This window comes from Gardnerella sp. DNF00354, assembly GCF_049262755.1.
In the GTDB taxonomy this organism is placed as follows: Bacteria; Actinomycetota; Actinomycetes; order Actinomycetales; family Bifidobacteriaceae; genus Bifidobacterium; species Bifidobacterium vaginale.
In genome coordinates this window covers 231,505-251,405 of record NZ_CP058402.1, presented here as the reverse complement: position 1 = coordinate 251,405, position 19,901 = coordinate 231,505, and the positions used below count along the sequence as shown (strand labels likewise).

The 19,901-nt window shown below is 45.1% G+C and carries 11 protein-coding genes; 10 read left to right on the top strand and 1 reads right to left on the bottom strand.

From position 1 onward, the window contains the following. The first annotated feature begins 502 nt into the window (after positions 1-502). The 10 genes from HXT24_RS00930 to HXT24_RS00885 all read left to right on the top strand — a co-directional run bounded on the left by HXT24_RS00930 (position 503) and on the right by HXT24_RS00885 (position 17,350). On the top strand, positions 503-8,248 hold the full coding sequence (locus tag HXT24_RS00930) for a peptidase (protein ID WP_422119450.1): 7,746 nt from the start codon (positions 503-505) through the stop codon (positions 8,246-8,248). A 449-nt stretch (positions 8,249-8,697) separates the two neighbouring features. Next, a complete protein-coding gene (gene thiO, locus HXT24_RS00925) occupies positions 8,698-9,768 on the top strand; it encodes a glycine oxidase ThiO (RefSeq protein WP_004118154.1) in 1,071 nt (356 codons plus the stop codon). A gap of 54 nt (positions 9,769-9,822) precedes the next feature. Then, the gene (gene thiS, locus HXT24_RS00920) at positions 9,823-10,029 is read left to right on the top strand and encodes a sulfur carrier protein ThiS (protein ID WP_004118156.1); all 207 of its coding nucleotides are present in this window, start codon (positions 9,823-9,825) and stop codon (positions 10,027-10,029) included. Positions 10,030-10,115: 86 nt separating this feature from the next. Next, positions 10,116-10,934, top strand: coding sequence for a thiazole synthase (locus tag HXT24_RS00915; RefSeq protein WP_422119449.1), 819 nt, complete (start codon positions 10,116-10,118; stop codon positions 10,932-10,934). A 48-nt stretch (positions 10,935-10,982) separates the two neighbouring features. Further along, entirely contained in the window at positions 10,983-11,711 is a 729-nt protein-coding gene (locus HXT24_RS00910) for a HesA/MoeB/ThiF family protein (protein ID WP_422119448.1), read from the top strand. Positions 11,712-11,908: 197 nt separating this feature from the next. Further along, positions 11,909-13,807, top strand: coding sequence for a molecular chaperone DnaK (gene dnaK / locus HXT24_RS00905; RefSeq protein ID WP_422119447.1), 1,899 nt, complete (start codon positions 11,909-11,911; stop codon positions 13,805-13,807). Then, positions 13,807-14,577: a nucleotide exchange factor GrpE gene (gene grpE / locus HXT24_RS00900; protein WP_422119446.1), complete on the top strand. Its 771-nt coding sequence runs from the start codon at positions 13,807-13,809 to the stop codon at positions 14,575-14,577. The genes dnaK and grpE overlap by 1 nt, the downstream gene beginning before the upstream one ends. Before the next feature lie 211 nt (positions 14,578-14,788). After that, the gene (locus HXT24_RS00895; RefSeq protein WP_422119445.1) at positions 14,789-15,823 is read left to right on the top strand and encodes a DnaJ C-terminal domain-containing protein; all 1,035 of its coding nucleotides are present in this window, start codon (positions 14,789-14,791) and stop codon (positions 15,821-15,823) included. Positions 15,824-15,863: 40 nt separating this feature from the next. Then, complete coding sequence (locus HXT24_RS00890; RefSeq protein WP_016827605.1) at positions 15,864-16,478, top strand: heat shock protein transcriptional repressor HspR; 615 nt, start codon at positions 15,864-15,866, stop codon at positions 16,476-16,478. A 119-nt stretch (positions 16,479-16,597) separates the two neighbouring features. Next, entirely contained in the window at positions 16,598-17,350 is a 753-nt protein-coding gene (locus HXT24_RS00885; RefSeq protein WP_422119444.1) for an HAD family hydrolase, read from the top strand. Positions 17,351-17,477: 127 nt separating this feature from the next. Here HXT24_RS00885 and HXT24_RS00880 read toward each other — a convergent pair whose 3' ends face one another. Next, positions 17,478-19,838 (bottom strand): transglycosylase domain-containing protein, encoded by a 2,361-nt coding sequence (locus HXT24_RS00880; RefSeq protein WP_422119443.1) that lies wholly within the window; start codon positions 19,836-19,838, stop codon positions 17,478-17,480. Positions 19,839-19,901: the final 63 nt, after the last annotated feature.

Below are 19,901 nucleotides of genomic sequence, written 5' to 3'. Positions count from 1 at the left end.
CGCGAGCGATACGCTTCATCCGCTGCAAAAAATCTCGAATCTCCACCTTACTTGATGCAGTCAGCGCGAGGGGTATTCCTGAATTTGTTTATCGAAACGCCAAATATGGGAACAAACGCGGGATAAAAGAGGAAAACTCACTGTATAGGGTCTAAAAATGTGATTTGTATCATATACAAATGTTTAGATAAGTGAGCTAAAAATGGCGGTTGACTCGCCAGAATCGCAAGAATTTTTGAAAAAAATATCTCGCAAAAACCCTTGAAATAAAAGGCTTGGGGGGGGGGGGTATGTACCCCCAAAAGCTATAAACATTTGTTAGTTGTCTTCAAAATTTTTTCTAAAATGTTATAATGATTTATCAAAGGGTGACTACATCATTATAGATGTACGCTATAAGACTTTGTAAATCTATTGTTAAAAACTATAGGGCTTTGAGAGCCGCGGTCGGTGCGCAAAGCAATATCAAGTAAATCGAATTAAACTCACGAAAGAGGAGAACATGACTACAAAATCTGGTAAACACGCCAACAAGACATCTGGTTCTGCAAAGGATAAGGCTGCAAAGGTTGTTGACATGCGTAAGGTGGCTGCTCTTTCGGCTGGAGCTGCTGGCGTGATTGCTGGCGCGGCGATTGCTTTTGGCGCAACTCCTGCAATGGCGGCGGATGCTACTTCTGCGTCTGTTAAGACGAATGATCCTGCAAAGGAGCAGAATTTAGTTGATGCTAATAAGGGTAATTCTAAGACTTCTGATGATTCTAAGGCTACTAAGAAGAATGAGGCTTCTAAGGATGAGACCACTAACAGTGAAGTGAAGAAAGAAGCTAAGAAGGAAGAATCTAAGGAAGCTAAGGAAGAACCTAAGAAGGAGCAGACTAAGCCAGCTGAGCAGGCTGTAGCAAAGACCGACGGTAATACTGATGTTACTAAGACTGAGGCTGGGTCGAAGGTTGAGAGCATTGCGTCTGTAGATAATCAAGATGCAAAACAGGATTCTGAAGAAACTGGCACTCCTGCGGGATCTGTTGTAAATAAGCGTACAAGGCGTTCGCTAGATGAAAAGAAGCAACCTGAGCCTACTAAGGATGCTCAGGCTGAAAATCAGGATCGTGCTGAAGGTGATTCAGCAAGTCAAGATCCTAATAAAATTAAGCCTGACACAACGGATACTACTAATACCAAGATTAATATTGACGAGAATAACGCTGGCACTATGCTGAATATGTATGGCTGGGGAAGCTCGGACAACACGTATAGCGTAAATGGTGAAACACACACGGTTACTTTCAATTTTTCAAAGCCAAAAGATGGTGGAACAATTACAGCTATTGCTATTTTCCCTGCTCAAAATAATGGTTTGACTAACGATAAGAGCAAGAGGGGTGCTGAATACTATTCTGGCGATCCTAAGATGCACCAGAGCTTCTCTGGTAACTATACGTTTAAGCCGAATGGTGATGGCTCTGCTACTCTTACGATGAGCGATCTTTTTAGGGATGGTAACCTTAATGGCGGCGCTGAGGCGTATGCTGCAAACCGTTCTATTTTTGTGTATGTAACTAAAGATGGTACTACAACTATTTATAAAACGAATGCATTCCGTGCAGCAACACTTGTGCCACCAAAAGCTTCTGGTTCAGTGGTACTTAAGTACAATCAGCCTCTTACAAAGGAGCAGATTCAAGCAGCAATTACTGCTGCAGCCAATGCTGAAACTACTCGTAAAGATAAGAAGTCTGTGAATGACCAGATTGTTGCAGCAAGTAAATCTAATGGTGTAAATACAACTGTCAACGGAAAATTAACGCAAGTCGCAGATACGCTTACTGACAAGATTAACGAAAAATCTGCAGATGCTTACGACGCAAAGCAGTTTGCGGCTATTAATAAGGAAACATCAGCTAAAGACGCAAAAAATAAGACGTATGTAGCTGGTGCGAAGACTCTTAACACCTATATGGTTACGGATTTGGGCTTTAAGTCGCAAGCTATTCCGCTTACGGTTGCGCGCTACGATGATCGCATTGATAAGCCGATTGTTGAAGATCCAACTAAGGTTTCGGCTGAAGTTAAGGAAGATATTAAGAAGAAGCTTGCAAAGATTAACGGCGTGTCTACCGATAAAATCACGTTTGATAATGATGGTAATGCTGTAATCCACTTCGACGGCGTGGATGCTGCGGACGCTCCTAAGATTAAGCTCAGCGACCTTGTGTTGAAGAAGCTTGAGGAAAAGGATATTTCTGTTCCTGCAGCCGATAAAGCAACTGTTATCTACAATCCACTCGCTTACTCTGATGCTGAGATTAAGAGCATTAAGAAGGCTATTTACGAAGCTAATAAAGACAAAACAGAGCTTGGATTAAGCGCTACCGACTACGAGAAGCAGATTTCGCTTTCGTATCTTACTGGCAATCTTACTGCGACTGGTGACTCTAATAAGGGCATCTCGAATGGTCAGGCGGAAAACATTATTACCGTTAAGATCAAGACCGATAAGGCTGTTGCCGAGTTTACTTCTGACGTAAAGGCGCACAAGCTCACGCGTTTGGCAGATATTCGCAAGGATTACAACGTTTCGTGGAAGCAAAATAAGATTGACGGTCGTGACAGTGATGAAGGTCTCTCATGGAGCGAAGATGGGAAGACAATCATTTACCGTTACGATCCAACGGCCGCGAAAGAGTTTGATACAAATAAGATTCTTGATTTGTTGAAAGCTACACCAAAGGATCCAAACTCTGGTTTGCGTGACCTCACGGGCAACGAGAAGCTTGATCACGAGGGCGTGGATGGAAAAGGCAAGAAGTCGCATGTGGGCTACGTGATTGACAAGAACGACCAACCTACCACTGAGTTGTCGCTTGGTAATATGGACGGCGCTTACTGGAAATATAGTCGTAATGTTGATAATTCTGGTGTGGACCTCGGCAATGAAGAGTCGAATGCAGGATCGTATTCCTGGGATAAAGACGCTAAGCCTGTAGTAGTTGCTGCTAAACAAGACAAGGTATATAAAGCGCGCCTGTTTGTTTTGCCGTATGGATTGACGATGTATAGAAATGTTTACATGGAAAACGGCAACCAACCTTGGAATACGCCTAAGGCGATTAACGTTATATTTGTGCCGCAGACGAATCATAAGATAAAGGATTTGAAGAAGTCTGTTGGCGAGCACGCGACAACTCAGGTTGATGGCAAGGATGTTCCTACTCAGCATGAGTACTACAATGCATCGGACGATAAGAAGGCTGCGTATGATGATGCGTTGAAGAAAGCTAATGATGCGTTGAAGGAAGCTGGTGATACGGAGGATTCCAAGCTGTCTGAAGAGCTTAAAGCACGTATCGATAACGCAACGATTAGGTTGGATAAGGCTCGCGAGGCTCTTGATGGTGCTAAGACTGACAAGAGCAAACTTGAGCAAGACATTAAAGATCAAGGTAATCCTAAGAAGGACAATACAGCTGCAAGCGGCACGTATGAAACTGATAAGTATAAGAATGTGACTGAGCCTTCCTTCTTGAAGGATGACGGAAAAACTCCTGATACTAAGAAGAATGAGGCTGCAAGCGCAGCTAAAACAGCTTATGATGAGGCACTTGCTGCAGCTGAGAAAGTAAACAAGGATGCCAACGCCACGCAAAAGGCTGTTGACGATGCTAAGGCTAAGCTTGATGCTGCGCGTAAGGAGCTTGATAAGTACAGCACCAACAAGGATAAGCTTAATGCTGCCATCGCTGAGCATGGTCAGGTGAAGACTGGCGATGCGTCTAAGCAAGGCGATGAGAAGCTCAAGACTGCAGACCCAGCCTATCAAAACGCAAATGATGATGAGCGCAAAGCATACGACGACGCTGTAAAGAAGGCAAACGAGCTTTCTAAGAATCCAAACGCTTCTCAAAAGGAAGTAAACGAGGCAATTACAGCTCTTGAGACTGCTAAGAAGGCTCTTGATGCTAAGGCAACAAACAAGACGAAGCTTGCTGTTGCTGTTCAGCAAACCTTCGATAATCCTGATCCAAATGATGCAACCAAGCAGAGTACCTTCTATAAGAATGCTCTTGGTAAGCAGACCAATGGATCAGAAGAAGAAAAGGCTAAGGCTGCTGCTGCTATTAAGGCATATGATGATGCTCTAAAGGAAGCTAAAAAACTACTTCTTGAAGATAAGGATGGCAAAGCAACTCAAGCTCAGGTTGATGCTGCAGTAAAAGCATTAAATGACGCTGAAGATAAGCTCCATGATGGTTATTCAACTAACAAGAACGATCTTACGAAAGCACTTGCAGACAATATCGATGGCTATTTGAAGCCAGCGTACTTCAATGCATTCGATAAGTCATTTGGTGCGGGTGCTGATGCTGAGGCTGCTAAGAAAGCATTCAAAGAGTACAACGATGCCTATCATGCGGCCAAGGCTCTGAAGGCAAAGTTTGCTAACACTGATCCAGCTCAGCAGCCAACTGACGAAGACTGCAAAAAAGCTAAAGAAGCTCTTGAAAAGGCTCGTCAAGTTATTGACACGTATGCAACTGATACGAAGAAGCTCTCGGCAGCATTCTGGAATGATCTAGCTATTCAAAATAGCCCTGCTTATAAAAATGCAAAAGCACTTGCTGTAAAGACGAATCCTACTAAGGATGAAAAAGCTCAAGTAGAAGCCGCTAAGAAGATCAAGCAGGCATATGATGATGCTGTTGCTAAGCTTCATAAAGCGTTTAGCAATACCCTCGATCAGGATAAAGATGCGCATGGCAATCCTTTCACTAAGATTCCTGATGCAAAGGGTAATCCGACTTCCAAGAATTATCTTGATGGCGTTCAGGCACACGCAAATGGTGAGCCGCTTGATAGAGATGTCACAAAGATTCTGACTGCAATGAACGACGCGGCTGACCAATTGAAACAGTTTGCGACAAAGACTGATAAGCTGCAGGAATCCATTAATAAGGATACGGATACGCAGAAAGATCCAGCGTACAAGAATGCTAGAGACCCGCATAAGCTGGGTACTGATGGCAAGGAAGATACTTCTGGATATGACGCCATCAAGGAGAAGGCTAAGGCTTACGACGATGCTTTGAAGGATGCTAAAGCCTTGATGATAAAGCCTGACGCAACGCAAGAGGATGTAAACGCAGCGCTTAAGAAGCTCGACGACGCTCGTAAAGCTCTTAACGACTACAAGACTAATGTTGACGAGCTGAAGAAGAACGTTGAAGCGCAAGGTAGTACAGATGGCCCTGCAGTTAAGGAAGGTACTGTTACTTCTGATGCGTATCGCAATGCCTCTGACCCTCACTTCATGAAGGAAGAGGGTGGCAAGCTTGTTCCTGATAAGGATAGGAACACTAATGCCGCTGCTGCCAAGAAGGCGTATGATGAAGCTTTGACAAAAGCTCAGGAGCTTTTGAAGAAGCATGGCGATAAAGATACGCCGCAAGACGCAAAGCCAACTCAAAAAGAAATCGACGCCGCGTTGACAACGCTTAACGAAAAGCGTCAAGCACTTGATGCCTACAAGACTGACACCACTAAGCTTGACGAGGAAGCGAAGAAGTCTACTGCAGACGGTGCTACCGTAGTCGATGCAGACTTTGAAGCTAAGCCAGAGTTCAAAAACGCTAAAGCTAAGACAAGTAACGGTGTGGAAAACACAGATGTTACTGCTTATAAGAAGGCGTTGAAGGATGCGCGTGGCTTACTTGCTAAGAAGGATTCTGCTACGCCTAGCGAACGCCCAACGCAGCAACAGATTAACGATGCGCTTGAGGCTTTGAAGAACGCCAAGAAGCAAATCACCGATAACTACAAGACGAATCTTGAGCCGTTGACTTCTGCTAAAGACTTTGCAGATGGTGACTTCAAGAAGACTCCTGAGTATCAAAATGCTGTTGCTAAGAAGGGTGCTGGTGACCAAGGTGCCACAGCTGCCTTGGGTACAGATGGTGGCGACACGGGCTTCGATAATGTTCTCAACCAAATCAAGCAGAAGCTTAATGATGATAACTGGAAGAAGACAGCAACTCAGAAGTCTGTAAACAACTTGCTAAAGAAGCTGCAAGAAGCTCAAGACAAGATTGCAAAGGATTATAAGACCGATGCAAAGCTTCTTGAAAACGAAGTCGGCGATAAGGACGCGCAAGGCAATGATGTAATACCTCCATTCGAGGCATCGGTTCCGTACAAGAACGCGCTTGCAAAGGCTGATACCGAAGAAGACAAAACTTCTGATACATCTGCCACCAAGAAGCTGGAAGATTACAACAAGAAGCTGAAGGCTGCGCAGGATCTTATCAACAAGGTGAATAACCCAGATCCAAACGCAAAGCCAGAAGATCGTCCAACGCAAGCGCAGGTAGACGCTGCTCTTAAGGCTTTGCAAGATGCTAAAAAGGCAATCGACGACAGCTTCGGTACTAAGATTGACGATTTGAAGACTGAAGCTGCGAAGTCTACTGCTGATACGCCAGATCCTACTGCTAAGCCAACTCCTGGGTCATTTGAGAGTACTACTGAGTATCAGAATGCGCTTGCTAAGAAGGCTGAAGATGGCAAGTCGGATAATGCTGACGTTACTGCTTATAAAGAAGCGTTGAAGAAAGCTAGGGCTTTGCTTGAAAAGTTCGATGCGAATGGTAAGCCAAAGCCTGGTGAAAAGGACATCCCATCTCAGAAGGAAGTTGACGAGGCTCTTAAGAATCTGAAGGAAATTAAGGATAAGATTACTAAGAACTACGTCACGAGTCCACATGACTTGCAACAAGAAGTTGATAAGTCGAAGGACGGCGATACTGATACCAGCACCGACGTGTTCGAGAACACTCCAGAGTTCAAGAATGCTCAGGCTAAGGGTGATGAAGCATCTAAGAAGGCTCTTGAAGACTATAACACGAAGCTAAAGGCTGCCAAGGATCTTCTCGCTGCCTTCGATCGCGCAACTGGTAAACCAGTAAAGCCTCTTCCAACAGGCATGGATAAGGCTCCAACCCAGCAGGAACTTGATGCTGCTCTAAAGGAACTTCAGGATGCTAAGAAGAAGATTACTGACGGCTACAAGACTGATTCTTCTAAGTTGAAGTCTGAAGCGGATGCTAATGACACCTTTACCAAGACTCCTGAGTATCAGAATGCTCAAGCTAAGGGTGACGACGCTTCTAAGCAAGCTCTTGAAGCCTACAAGAAGGCACTCGAAGACGCTAACAAGGTTCTTGGTGATAAGAATGCTACGCAGGCTCAGGTAGACGCGGCGCTCAAGAAGCTTCAGGATGCTAAGTCTAAGCTTTCTGATGGTTATAAGACTGATAAGTCTGATTTGACTGCTGAGGCTGGTAAGGATTCTGATTTCACTAAGACGCCTGAGTATCAGAATGCTGCTGGAAGCCCAGAGGCTGAGGCTTATAAGCGCGCATTGGATGAAGCTAATAGGATTCTTGGTGATAAGAATGCTACGCAGGCTGATGTTGATGCGGCTTTGAAGAAGCTCCAGGACGCTAAGAGTAAGCTTGTTGATTCTCATAAGACTGATAAGTCTGATTTGAACACTGAAGCTGGCAATGATCCTGATTTCCGTAAGTCGATTCCGTTCATTATTGGTAAGGCTGCTGATTTGGCAGAGTATCAGCAGGCGTTGAATGATGCGGATAGTGTGCTTAAGGATCCTAATGCTACACAAGCTCAGGTTGATCAGGCTCTTCGTAGGCTTCGTGATGCTAAGCAAAAGTTGATTGATTCTTATAACAGGCTTATTAATAGTGGCAGTGGTGTTGGTAGTGGTTCTGACCATGATTTTGGAACCGATACCGATGTTAATACTGGTGTTGGTGTTAACGATGTGAATAATACTAGTGTTAATAATGTCGCTGATAAGGGTGCTTTGCAGGCTGAGGTTGATGCGGCTCTTGGTGATGTTTCGGCTAATGCTAATGGTGTAGTGGCTGATTCTAACTTGGTGAGTGAGTTTAATGCGGCTTTGGATTATGCTCGTTCAGTGTTGGCGGACGCGAATGCTACTCAGGGGCAGGTTGATTCTGCTTTGGCTCGTTTGCGTGCTGCGCGTGCAGCTTTGCGTGCGGGAATGCTCGCGGCGCGTAACTCTGCTGGAATGAATCTCAAGCGTGGTGATGTGAGTGGTGTTAATACAGGTGCTAGCTCTTCGGTGTTTGCTGCTTTGGCTGCGGTGTTTGCTGGGCTCGGAGTGGCTGGTGCTGCGTCTAAGCGTAGGAGGCATTCGGCTCGTTAGTTTAATCTGTAGCAGTGTGTGATGCTGCTACGATTGGAGTAATGTAAATTAATGGCTTGGAGATAATCTCTTCAAGCCATTAATTGTTTGGTGTTGTAAAGAAGAAAACGACAAGTAACATTTTGAAGAACATTGCTAAGAACATACCAGTGAATTTAGTAATTTTTCACAAAAGTGTTAAAATCCGTAATTGTGACTTATGCAAAGCAAAATTGCAAATCACCCGTATGGGGACGTTTGCAGGATTGCACTATCGCGAATAATCGCCAGTAGTTGTGATTGCAAAAGTCAAAAAGAGAAAATAGTCTAAAAAATAATCTAAAAACAGTCTAAAAGGTTTGAAATTAACCAAAATAGACGAAACGCGGGAGCTTGTTCTATACAGGCTGAGAGGGCGAAAGCCGACCGTAAACCTGATGCGGGTAATGCCGCCGTAGGGAAGGAGTATTATGCGAAATATTCGTATTATTGGTGCAGGTATCATTGGTCTAGCAACAGCTTGGAGACTTACAGAAGCTGGCGTAAAAGTTAGCATAATTGATCCAGATCCAGTCTCTGGCGCTTCTCATCATGCTGCCGGCATGTTAGCTCCTACCGCAGAAATGCAATATCAGCAGGATGCTTTGTATCCACTCATGTTTGAGTCTGCAACTATGTATAAGGAATTGGTTGATTCGGTTGCAAAGTACACCGATAAGCCAACTGGCTACTTAGAGTGCGGATCTTACGTAATTGGCGGTGACGCTGCAGATAACGAGCACGTAAACGAGTTGCTAAACTTGCAGCACCGTTACGGACGTAGAGCTGAGCATATTTCTGTGAGTAAGCTTCGCGAAATTGAACCTGCGCTTTCACCGACGATTGCAGGTGCTGTAAGCGTTCCGGATGATCATCAGATTAATCCTCGTCAGTTTACTGCAGCAATGATTGATGCACTTGAAAAGCGTGGTGTTGTTATTGAGCGTCGCGCAAGCACTCCAGACGATTTGGGTCCAGACACGGTTTTGGCATCTGGTTTGGGTGCTAAGGAAATGCTTCCTCAGCTTAAGCTTCGCGCTGTGTGGGGCGATATGATTCGTATGACTATTCCAGAGCCTTTGCGCCCAATTTTGAGCTCTGTGGTTCGTGGATTTGTGCATGACCGCCCAGTGTATTTGGTGCCTCGCGCTAAGGAAACAGGCGAGCTTGTGCTCGGCGCTACTTCTCGCGAAGACGACCGCGATATTCCAAAGGTTGGCGGCGTGCTTGATTTGCTTCGTGATGCTGCAAGCGTACTTCCTGGCATTCAGGAATGCTCGATTACTGAGGTTACCGCTGGTGGACGCCCTGGAACTCCAGACGATTTACCATTCATCGGTATTGATCCTAAGACGCACACAACTATTTCTACCGGTTATTTCCGTCACGGCATTTTGCTCACAGCTTTGGGTTCTTCTTTGACTACAAAGCTTGTGCTTGAGCAAGAGTTGACTGAGAAGGAAAAGGGCTTCTTGGAAAGCTGCAATCCTGCTCGCTTCTAGTGACGCAAGTTTCTAGAAACGCAAGTTTTAATAGACGTTAATAAAGGTTGAATTATGCAAATCGTCGTCAATGGTGAAACCACTCAAGTGAAGGATAACTTGACTATTGCTCAACTTGTTGCACAACTCTACGGATCTGACTCTGGTTTTGGCATTGCGGTCGCCATTGGTGACGATGTGCTTAAGCGCGCCCAATGGGAATCAACCATCATCTGCGATGGGGATAAAATCGAAATTCTCAGCGCGGTTCAGGGCGGATGACCCTCAATAGGCGGCTGATCCCCAATAAGCGGTTGATTTCAAATAATTTGAGTATAGTTTCAAAAAATTTATATAAAAGGCTTAAAATGACGGAAAATATAGAAAATAATGAAGAAAATGTCGATACTTGGCAGCTTTGCGGTAAGACCTTACATTCAAGGCTTTTGCTTGGCACGGGCGGAATGACAAGCATTGACATTATGGAAAAGTCACTTGTTGCTTCAGGCGCGGAAGTAGCAACTGTTGCGTTGCGTCGTCACGCAAAAACTGGCGTTGATATTTACGGTATGTTGCAACGCCATAACATTAACGTTTTGCCAAATACTGCTGGTTGCAAAACTGCGCATGATGCTGTTCTTACAGCAAAAATGGCTCGTGAATCACTTGGAACTGATTGGATTAAGCTCGAAGTGATTGCAGACGACGATACTTTGCTCCCAGACACTCGCGAAGTTTTGCTTGCTGCCGAAAAGCTAGTTGAAGAAGGATTTAGCGTTCTTTGCTACACTAATGACGATCCGATTGTGGCTCGTCGCCTTGTGTCACTTGGTGTGAAGGCCGTTATGCCAGGGGGTGCTCCAATTGGAACTGGACTTGGTATTTTGAATCCTCGAAACATTGAGCTGATTGTTCAAGAAAGCAAAGAATCTGGCGTTCCTGTGATTTTGGATGCTGGCGTTGGCACTGCTTCCGATGTTGTGAAAGCTTTCGAAATCGGTTGCTCGGGCGTGCTTCTTGCAAGCGCTGTAACTCGCTGCCCAGATCCTGTAAAGATGGGTCGTGCAATGGCTGCTGCTGTAACTGCTGGTAAGCTTGCTCACGATGCTGGCCGTATTCCTAAGCGTGAGCATGCGCTCGCGTCTTCGCCTGTTGAAGGTCGCGCTTGGGCTGATTCTGTACTGTAAATTTCGGTACTGTAATTTTTCAGAATATTATTCGGCATATTATTCAGCATGACGATTAATAAGATTTATGACAACCTGCAGGAGCTTGAGGCGGAACGCACTTGCCGCCACTTGCTCCTGCCAGGCTTTACGCATGAACATCAGCAGTTACTTCGCGATGCTAAAATCTGCATGGTTGGGGCAGGTGGACTTGGTTCGCCGTGCTTGCTTTCGCTTGCTGCTGCAGGAGTTGGTGAAATCACGATTTGCGACGACGATGTTGTAGAGCTTTCTAATTTGCAAAGGCAGACTTTATACACTGTTGATCAGTGTGGCAAGTCGAAAGCGCAGCTTGCAGCTAAGCGCTTGCAGGCATTATCTCCAGGTTTAAAAATCAACCTTGTAAATAGATTTAATGAAGACAACGCAAAACAACTTGTAGAAAATCACGACTTAATAATTGATGGTTGTGATAATTTTGCTACGCGCTTTTTGATTGCGGATACTGCTTGGAGCGCTGGCACGCCAGAAGTTTATGGCTCAGTTCTTTATTATGAAGGTCAAGTAAGCGTTTTTGTGCCAGGAAAAGGACCTACTTTGCGTGACTTGTATGCTTGCCCTCCGCCTAAAGAAAAAGTGCCAAAATCGGCTGTATTAGGCGCAACTGCAGCTATTGTTGGCGCAATGATGGCAACTGAAGCAATCAAGATTATAACTGGTATAGGAAAGCCGCTTATTGGGGTTTTGGCGCGATATAACGCCATTGATAACTCGCTTCGACATTTTAGATTTGCGTGAACTTTGCTTAATGCAAAAGTTGAGTGTGGGAGTGTTAAGTTTTTACGAAACGCGCACCAAAATATTTGACTTTAATAACTTGAGTGTGTTAGACTCAAGTTTTGTAAAAAGAAAAAGTGGCTAGTCGCAAGGCTGGCTGCCAAGAATTTGAGTACATAGATTAAAAGGTACATAGATAAAGATAGCTAGGAGATATTATGGGACGCGCAGTAGGTATTGATTTAGGAACAACGAACTCCTGCATTGCAACACTAGAAGGCGGAAGCCCAACAGTTATTGTTAACGCTGAAGGTGCACGCACAACACCATCCGTGGTGGCATTCAGCAAGTCGGGCGAAATCTTGGTTGGCGAAGTTGCTAAGCGTCAGGCAGTTACAAACGTTGATCGCACGATTAGCTCTGTAAAGCGCCACATGGGCACTGATTGGTCTGTTGAAATCGACGGCAAGAAGTGGACTCCACAAGAGATTTCCGCACAGGTTTTAATGAAGTTGAAGCGCGATGCTGAAGCCTACCTTGGTGAGCCAGTAACCGATGCTGTTATTACATGCCCAGCTTACTTCAACGATGCACAGCGTCAGGCAACTAAGGATGCAGGTAAGATTGCAGGCTTGAACGTGCTGCGTATTATTAACGAACCAACTGCTGCAGCTTTGGCTTACGGCCTCGAAAAAGGCAAGGAAGACGAGCGCATTTTGGTGTTCGACTTGGGTGGCGGTACTTTCGATGTGTCCTTGCTCGAAATTGGTAAGGATGATGACGGATTCTCCACAATTCAGGTGCAGGCAACTAATGGCGATAACCACTTGGGTGGCGATGACTGGGATCAGAAGATTATCGACTGGCTTGTTGGCGAAGTTAAGAACAAGTACGGCGTTGATTTGAGCAAGGATAAGATTGCTTTGCAGCGCTTGAAGGAAGCTGCTGAGCAAGCAAAGAAGGAGCTTAGCTCTTCTACTTCTACCTCAATTTCTATGCAGTACTTGGCAATGACTCAAGACGGAACTCCAGTGCATTTGGATGAAACTTTGACTCGCGCTCACTTTGAGGAAATGACTTCCGACTTGCTCGGCCGCTGCCGTACGCCATTTAACAACGTGCTTTCCGACGCTGGCATCTCCGTAAGCCAGATTGATCACGTGGTGCTTGTTGGTGGTTCAACTCGTATGCCAGCCGTTAAGGATCTTGTAAAGGAGCTTACGGGCGGTAAGGAAGCGAATCAGTCCGTGAACCCAGATGAGGTTGTGGCTGTTGGTGCAGCCGTGCAGTCGGGCGTTATTAAGGGAGACCGCAAAGACGTTCTGCTTATTGATGTAACTCCACTTTCCTTGGGCATTGAAACCAAGGGTGGAATTATGACGAAGCTTATTGAGCGTAATACCGCAATCCCAACTAAGCGATCTGAAGTATTCTCTACTGCAGAAGACAATCAGCCATCCGTGTTGATTCAGGTATACCAGGGTGAACGTGAGTTTGCTCGCGATAACAAGCCTCTTGGTACTTTTGAGTTGACTGGTATTGCTCCAGCTCCTCGTGGCGTTCCTCAGATTGAAGTTACTTTCGACATTGATGCTAACGGCATTGTGCACGTTTCCGCTAAGGATAAGGGCACGGGCAAGGAACAGTCCATGACGATTACTGGCGGTTCTGGCTTGCCAAAGGACGAGATTGACCGCATGGTTAAGGAAGCTGAAGCTCACGAAGCTGAAGATAAGAAGCGTAAGGAAGAAGCGGATACTCGCAACCAGGCAGAATCCTTCGCTTACCAGACTGAAAAGCTTGTAAACGACAATAAGGATAAGCTTTCTGACGAAATCTCCAAGGAAGTTACCGAAAAGGTGAATGCTTTGAAGGAAGCTTTGAAGGGCGATGATATTGAGAAGATTAAGTCTGCTCAGAGCGAGCTTATGACTTCTGCTCAAAAGATTGGTCAGCAGCTTTACGCTCAGCAGGGTGCTGCTGGTGCTGCTGGTGCTGCTGGTGCTGCTGGTGCTGCATCTGACGCAAATGCTGACGCTGGATCTTCTGCAAAGGATGACGACGTGGTTGACGCCGAAGTGGTGGACGACGACAAGGACGATAAGGACAACAAGTAATGTCCGAGTTTAACGCCAACGACTACTTGAGCGGATTGGAAGATGTGCCTTCGGATGCTGGCGATTTGGAAGAATCGTCAAATCCAGCTGATTCTGCTAGTGCAGCCTCGTCTAATGAGCATGTGAATGCATCACAAAACGAAGCACAAGACGCAGCTGCTCATGAGGCAAAGCATTCGGCGACGCAAGATACGCCAACGCAAGATGTAGACGCTAATGCAAGTGCCGAACGTGGAAAGTCGCCAGCAACCGACGATGAAGCCAACGCTAGTAAGTCTCAAGAAAATAATGATTCTTCAGGCAAGCAAAGCAACGAAGAAGAAGATTCTTTAACACCGCTTGGCAAAGCCAAAAAAGAGGCGGCGGAGTATTTGGAAGCGTTGCAACGCGAGCGAGCAGAGTTCATAAACTTCCGCAACCGTGCTTCTAAAGAGCAAGATCGATTCCGTCAACATGGAATTATCGATGTTTTAACAGCTTTGCTACCTGCTTTAGATGATATTGATCGTATTCGTGAACATAGCGATATGGACGATTCATTTAAAGCCGTTGCCGCAAAGTTAGACAAAGCATTTGAGAAATTCGGCGTTGAAAAGTTCGGCGAAAAGGGCGAAGAATTTGACCCGACTAAGCACGATGCGATTCTGCATAAGCCAGATCCAGACGCTACAAAAGACACAGTAGATGTTGTTGTAGAAGCAGGATACAGGATTGGAGATCGAGTGATTCGCGCAGCTAGAGTGGTTGTTGCATCGCCAGCAAGCTCGTGAAACACGCTGTGAAACATTCGTATGGTTTGTATGTAGCGCAATAAAACGCAGTTACCGACTAGCGAAGAATCCCATAAAAACTTACTCGTGCTGGTTTAAAACGTTGAAAACACTGTTTAAAAACGCAAAACCAACACGAGTAGGTTTGTATTTAAGGTTTATATATATAAATGTTATGCCAATGTGCTCGAAACATAAGAAGGAGGCACAAATGGCTGAAAATGAATGGTTAGCCAAAGATTTCTACAAAGTGCTCGGTGTCTCCAAAGATGCCGACGAAGACACAATCACAAAAGCATACAGAAAACTAGCTAGAAAATATCATCCTGATTTAAACAAAACAAAAGAAGCGGAAGAAAAATTCAAAGACGTGTCCGAAGCGTATGACGTTTTGAAAGATAAACAAACACGTCAGCGTTACGATGCGATACGCCAATTTGGAGCGGGCGGAGCAAGATTCGCTGGAGGCTCTGGAGCAGGCGGATTCGACGCAAGTGGATTCAGTGATATATTCTCATCGATGTTCGGAGGCTCAAATGGGTCTCGCGTGCGATTCTCCACAAGCGGAGCTGGACCAGACATGGGAAACATATTCTCCATGTTTACGGGAGGTGCAGGAGCGCAATCTTCGCAAGGATTTGGAGGAAGTGGCTTTAATGGTGGCGCAGAATATGGTCAATATGGTCAATATGCTCCACAAAATTCGCCTGAACGCGGTGAAGACATTACAACTTCAATCAAACTAACATTTAAACAAGCGTTCAAAGGTGCTACGGTTTCGCTGCGATCGGGCGGAGAGTCGTTTAAAACTCATATTCCAGCAGGAGTAAAAGATGGGCAAAAAATCCGCTTAAAGTCCAAGGGCAAGCCAGGGAAGTTTGGTGGAGAAGCTGGAGATATGTACTTACAGGTGCAGGTAGAAAAAACCGATAATTTTTCTATACGCGGCTGTGATTTAGTGGCAAATCTTCCGCTTACACTAGATGAGGCTGTTCGCGGAGCAAAAGTCACGCTTAAAAACCTAGATGGTAAGCCAGTAGTGTTTAAAGTGCCAGCTGGAACATCTAGCGGTAGCGAAGTACGTGTAGAAGGCGAAGGCGTGCCAGGTAAAAATGGAGCCTTTGTAGGAATCGTACAAATACAAATACCAAAGCGATCGGGCATGATGATAAAGCGTGCTGCAAAAGAATTCAACAAGGCATGCGGAGAATCATATGAGCAAGAAGTGAACGATTTGCGAGCATAGCAACAAATCGCTTAACGCATGCGTGTAGAAAGGAAAAGTCATGGTTAGGTTGGAGCGCCAAACTAAAGCATTGTACGAAATGTGTGCAGTGGCGTTAGTGCGTGGAAGCGCAACTCTTGACGGCGCAGATGAAGTCGGCTTTAAAATCGACATGCCGATTTTTACAGTAAGCCACGTAGCCAACCTAACCGACACTCATCCACAAACACTAAGACAGTACGACAGGCTGCGCTTGATTATGCCACAGCGTACAGAAGGTGGAGCTAGAAGATACTCGCTTAGAGACATAGATAGGCTTGTGCAAACACAAAAACTAAGCCAAGAGGATGGAGTAAATCTTGCTGGAATAATGCGTATTTTGGCTTTGCAAGAAGAAAATCGCCAGCTTAAAAGACAAGTAAGACATTTGATTGAAGAAGCCAATTGCGCTGAACGAAATATTTTTACTGCGACTGTAGATGGGAATATTGTAGAAGTTCAAAGGTCACAAAGCGCAAAGGATTGGCGACGCGATATTCGTGTTCAACAGCGCGCATTGCCATCATCGTATAATAAACATTCTCACTCGCAAGATGATACTCAATACAACAATTGTGATTATGATGATTTAAACGACGATAAGTCTGTTGTTTTGTGGCGAGCATTCAGAATATAGCAATGTAGAAGTCTAACATTAGTTTAGATATTATTAAATACTAATCAAATGTTTAAATATAAAATGTAAATATAAAATATAAATATTGCATACGTAAAGCGACAAAACAAAGGGTATTAATGGCAATAAACACAACAGCAGCGCAAAACACCACAAATCACAAGCTTTCCGCAGTCTTTTGGGATATGGACGGCACGTTAATTGATTCGGAACCATATTGGCATGATGCTGAAATCCAAATCGCAAAAGAACATGGTGGCGAATGGAGCGAAGAATTAGCTTGGCAGTATTCCGGTGGATCTTTAAAAGACGTTGCTGAAGCCATGATTGCTCGCGGAACAAAAATGGGCGTTGAAGAAATCGGCAACGCGATGGTGGATTATGTAGCGCAAAAAGAGCAGATAGAGGTTCCATGGGTACCAGACGTTCTGAATCTTTTGCAAAAATTAGCGGATGCAGGAATCCCTTCGATTCTAGTGAGCAATTCACCAAGTCGACTTGTTGAAAACATTGTGAACCATGCGCCAAAAGGTGCGTTTGCAGGATACATTTGCGGAGACGATGGATATGCTACAAAGCCAAGTCCCGAGCCATATTTAGCAGCAGGGAAACTGCTTGGTATTAGCGCGCAAAACATGAAGTATTGCATCGCTATTGAAGATTCGTTTGCAGGGTTAAAGTCGGCTGCGGCTTCGGGGGCGACGACTCTTGCACAAACAGCGTACTCGAATCTAGACGTAAGTAACGGACCGCAATTCGCTGATATACATGGATACGAAGATGTTACGCCTCAAACGCTTGAGCGCTACATTATCGCGCGAATCGACGACTTCGAGCTGCATAATGCGCGAGAAGTCACCTCGATTCGCTGAGCCGCTTAAATGTAAAGTCCAGTGGACTTTACATGCGGCGAAGGAGCGAGCGCGGCTAATCCGCGCGAGCGTAGAAACACCCAGCCCTCGTGCAACAACAAGTAAAAAATGTACAAGATTGCGTAGCTTAATCGCCGCCAGCAGCGCCTTCTTGAGTATCTGATCCAGTGTATCCATATTGCGACCCTGCAGAACCAGACGCTCCAGACGAATCGCGTTCAGACTGACCAGACTGACCAGACTCTCCCGAACCAAGCCCAGATCCATAAGATCCTTCGGATGCGCGTGAAGAGTCGCCAGCAGCCGCGCCTGCAGAATCTGAAGGCTTATTTTCTGTCCTATCTACTTTATCCTTATTTTCCTTATAAGGCTCTTTATCGTCAGAAGCTCTATCCGAGTAGTCGTATTCCGAAGTACGCCTATTACCGCCAAGTCCCCACTTGCCATCTTCGCCACCAATTTTGCCGTTATCCTTAGCTTCTGGGAACTTCTCGGTAGGCATTCCAGTAAGCGCGTGACGCATATACTTTGTAAACAAGTGCGCAGAATACCCAACACCGCCTGGATAACCGCGGAAAGATGGAACAGGCTGAGGATTTCCTTGCGCATTCGGATACCATATAGCAAACACGGTTACAACACTAGGAGTAAAACCAACAAAGCTGCATGCAGTCTCATCGTTTGCAGTACCAGACTTTCCAGCTATAGGTTTGCCAACACCCCTAGCTTCTGTAGAAGTACCATATTGCACAACGCCTTGCAGAGCTTTAGTGGTAAGAGCCATGTCTGCTGGAGAAAACACTTGTCGTCCAGATGTTGGAGCTCTATAAAATTCTTTACCATCTGGATTCTTAACGCTAGCAACAATATGAATATCTGGTCTACGCCCCTGACTTGCTATAGTAGAATAGGCTCGCGCAATTTCGCTAACATGCACAGGGTCGTTACCCAACACTGTGAACGGATTTTCGCCATTAATCCTCTTAGGATCCAAGCCAGCCGTAACAGCAGTATGAGCCACAGCCCTACGCCCAAGCTTTTGCTGCAAAGACATAAACGGCGTGTTCACGGAGTTTGCTGTTGCTTTATAAAGGTTGATTGTTCCCCAATTAGTGTTTGCATAGTTGTTAACAGGCTTATCTATGCCTTCAAACTTTAGGTTAGAATTTCCATTAAACAGTGTATTAAGACTTGTTCCAGCCTGAATAGCACCGATTAAAGCGAATGGCTTCATGGTACTTCCAGGCTCATAAAGGGCTTGAGTAGCATTATTAAGCGGTTTAGAAAGATAATCATCTCCAGCATAAACGGATATGATTGACCCGTCTTTAGGATTTACACTCATTCCACCTACTTGCAACCCAGCTGGAGTGATTCCGCGACCACCCATAGCAGGGCTTGCCACACTAAACATTAAATCCTGCTTAGCTTTGTCGATTGTTGTAACAATACGATATCCGCCAGTATCAAGGTCTTCCTTTGTAAAAGCTCCGCTTTGAGTAAGCTCGCTGCGAACCATGTGAAGCAAATAACCTTGAGGTCCTGAATAAACGTTTTGCTTAGTCTGATTAATGGTTTGTGGCATTTTAGCGCTTTTATATTCTGCGTCAGTAATGTACTTGTCTTCACGCATAATCCTAAGAACGCGCTTGAATCGCATATTCGCTTCTTTAGGCATGATTGCAGGATCCCAGCTGCTTGGTGCAGGGATTATTCCAGCCAGCATTGCTGCTTGAGATAGTGTAAGATCCTTTGCTTCTACACCAAAGTACGCTTTTGCTGCCGCCTGAATTCCATACGCTCCGCGACCAAGATAAATAGTGTTCATATAGTTACATAGCACAGTGTTTTTATCTTGTGTTTGCGCGATTTTTAGAGCTAGAATCGCCTCATGAAGCTTGCCTAAATACGTTTTTGTTTCACCAAGATAGTAGCGTTCTGCATACTGTTGTGTTATTGTGGACCCGCCCCAGCGTCCTTTAGAAGTTACGTTGTGAATTATTGCGCGTCCAATTCCTTTAAAATCAATTCCACCGTCTTTGTAGAACGATCTGTTTTCGCTTGCGACTATCGCGTTGCCAACATATGGTTTTAGCGCAGAGCAACTTATGATTTCTCGATTTTGCTCCGCAAAACTACCGATTTCTGTTTTTCCGTCTGCGTAGTACACCTTGGTTTTGTCTGCCATTGCAATCTTATCTGGCTGCGGAATGTCGGTGTTCACATACATAACCGCAAATACGAGTGTGCCAAGGATTATTGGCGTAAAAATTATGATTAATGCCCAAAATAGGATTGGATGTTTTGTTCGCCACGTGTCGCGGATTCTTTTGTGTCTTCTTCCTTGACGCCTCTGCCTTGTTGCGCTTGGTCTGGCTGTTCCAGTTCTGGCGTTTGCGCGTCGTCTTTCCTCTGCAGAAGTCGCGCTTCTTACAGTGCGTCCTGTATTAGAAGAGTGCGAATTTTGTCCATTACTATTTGCAACCATATAATCCAAGTTAGCGCTTGGCGAGGAATTTTAATCATATGTAATATCATGTGTAATATTTGT

Excerpts from the sequence above, each read along its gene's own strand:
- HXT24_RS00930 (WP_422119450.1), top strand. The coding sequence starts at position 503 with ATGACTACAAAATCTGGTAAACACGCCAACAAGACATCTGGTTCTGCA.
- thiO (WP_004118154.1), top strand. The coding sequence starts at position 8,698 with ATGCGAAATATTCGTATTATTGGTGCAGGTATCATTGGTCTAGCAACA.
- thiS (WP_004118156.1), top strand. The coding sequence starts at position 9,823 with ATGCAAATCGTCGTCAATGGTGAAACCACTCAAGTGAAGGATAACTTG.
- HXT24_RS00915 (WP_422119449.1), top strand. The coding sequence starts at position 10,116 with ATGACGGAAAATATAGAAAATAATGAAGAAAATGTCGATACTTGGCAG.
- HXT24_RS00910 (WP_422119448.1), top strand. The coding sequence starts at position 10,983 with ATGACGATTAATAAGATTTATGACAACCTGCAGGAGCTTGAGGCGGAA.
- dnaK (WP_422119447.1), top strand. The coding sequence starts at position 11,909 with ATGGGACGCGCAGTAGGTATTGATTTAGGAACAACGAACTCCTGCATT.
- grpE (WP_422119446.1), top strand. The coding sequence starts at position 13,807 with ATGTCCGAGTTTAACGCCAACGACTACTTGAGCGGATTGGAAGATGTG.
- HXT24_RS00895 (WP_422119445.1), top strand. The coding sequence starts at position 14,789 with ATGGCTGAAAATGAATGGTTAGCCAAAGATTTCTACAAAGTGCTCGGT.
- HXT24_RS00890 (WP_016827605.1), top strand. The coding sequence starts at position 15,864 with ATGGTTAGGTTGGAGCGCCAAACTAAAGCATTGTACGAAATGTGTGCA.
- HXT24_RS00885 (WP_422119444.1), top strand. The coding sequence starts at position 16,598 with ATGGCAATAAACACAACAGCAGCGCAAAACACCACAAATCACAAGCTT.
- HXT24_RS00880 (WP_422119443.1), bottom strand. The coding sequence starts at position 19,838 with ATGGTTGCAAATAGTAATGGACAAAATTCGCACTCTTCTAATACAGGA.